We start from the raw sequence: 1,777 nt of genomic DNA, 5'->3' as shown, positions 1-1,777 counted from the left end.
TCGTTAAGAGGCAAAAAATTGTTGGCTAAAATTAGCGACGAAGGAGCAAAAGCCAACTGTTTTTTGTCCTTTTAAACGACTTGTTATAGGTTTTTTCACCTATCCTTTTTGTAACCTTCGCATGGAATACCGTCATTATCACCATCCATTTTCGTATTTGGGCAATGTTGAATAAAGTATTTAGCTTCTTTGAAACTTCTCATTTGAGAGCAATGTTGTCTGCCGTCGCATTTAAATTTTAACGGCTTTTTAGATTTATTCACCGCGTATTTTTTGGTGGCGTGACTCTTAGTATCTTTAGCAAAGCTACTTGAGGGAATGCACAAAAATGCCACTATTAAAATTGAGAATAAAACTTTCAAAATACACAATCCTTATGAAACCTATAACGCCCATATTAAGGGGCTTTTTATAGTTTGCCAAAATGTGTAGCGCAGCGAAACAAGGCAAACTGTAAAAAGTCCCGCTTGAATTGCTTGTTATATGCAGCGTAATTTAAAACAAACACTACACGAATTTAAAGGCACCCGTTATAAAACAACCAGCCGTGAACTTTTGAGCGTTAGCACAACTGGCTGAACTAAATTAATAACTTTGTTGCCTTTGAAAAAGGGTTAATTAACAAAGTTTATTAGTGCATACACTAAACAGTTTTAGCGAAAAAACACTACATAAAAATCTCTTGCTCTAATACGCAATTCTTTAAAGCATATAACGCCCTGTTAAGGGGCAAATTGTAGTTGGCTAAAATGTGTAGCGGAGCGGAACCAGCCAACTGTAATTTGTCCCGCTTGAACAGCTTGTTATGCTGCAACTACTGAGTAATTAACTTTATTGATGAATCTATTTTTGAACAATTGTCGTATTGATCGTATATGTCATCAATTTCAGGTTCGATTGAAATATAATACGAGCCATTTTTGAAAAAAGCACGAACTACTCTGGAATGTCCCTGTGCAAATTTACTGATCAAGTTACAGTTTTCATTAACTGTCGATTTGAACACATCCCAAGCTAAGTAAAATTCGCTTTTTTTAGCTTTAGCTCTAGACTGCTCGTTTAATTTCTCTTCAAATTGAGAGCGATTATTAAGGAAAGAGGGATTTTCTGAGCCAAAGGTAAACGAGCTAAACAAAAAAAGACCTGAAATAGAAACTAATATTAATTTTATCACCGTGCCTCCTTGCAGCATAACGCCCTGTTAAGGGGCTTATAATAGTTGGCTAAAATTGTGAGCGAAGCGAAACCAGCCAACTGTTAGAAGTCCCGCTTGAACAGCTTGTTATGTTGCTATATTACCTAGCTTTTTTGTTTATAAAACTTGAATGCTTCGTAAACAGTTAAAAAAAGCATACCTGCGGCAAAAACTTGAAAAGCAAATACAATTTCAGGTCTACCACAAGAGCCTGAAAATTGCCCCCAATGCCAAAGATAAGCAGGAAAATATGTAAACGCTGTTATAAATAATAGTGGAGCCCAAATTCTATTGCGGTTTGAGATAAGGCGTAGGCCGACAGAAATAACCATTAACACAATTGCGGATATAAAATAGAATTTTGCTTGGGACTCATGTAATTCGGTAAGCCCTGGCGGCGGCTGAAAGCATGCATTGCTATTAAAAGAAAATAGCGAAAACATAACTAATGCGATAAATTTGAACATAGCTTCCCTAGCAACATAACGCCCTGTTAAGGGGCAAATCGTAGTTGGCTAAAATGTGAAGCGAAGCGGAACCAGCCAACTACGATTTGTCCCGCTTGAACAGCTTGTTATATTA

General features: G+C 36.8%; 2 protein-coding genes and 1 pseudogene. All 3 read right to left on the bottom strand.

Annotated elements, in window-relative coordinates; genetic code table 11:
• Positions 1 to 95: 95 nt before the first annotated feature.
• Positions 96 to 239, bottom strand: a pseudogene (locus tag AC27HL_RS19460) (excalibur calcium-binding domain-containing protein); the annotation flags it as partial.
• Between the two features lie 575 nt (positions 240 to 814).
• Positions 815 to 1,174, bottom strand: coding sequence for a hypothetical protein (locus AC27HL_RS19455; protein ID WP_487082715.1), 360 nt, complete (start codon positions 1,172 to 1,174; stop codon positions 815 to 817).
• Between the two features lie 125 nt (positions 1,175 to 1,299).
• Complete coding sequence (locus AC27HL_RS19450; protein WP_487082714.1) at positions 1,300 to 1,662, bottom strand: hypothetical protein; 363 nt, start codon at positions 1,660 to 1,662, stop codon at positions 1,300 to 1,302.
• Positions 1,663 to 1,777 lie beyond the last annotated feature (115 nt).

It is taken from the genome of Colwellia aquaemaris (assembly GCF_057548755.1).
Note: the sequence above shows the minus strand (reverse complement) of the source record. Positions and strands in the feature narration are given on the sequence as shown.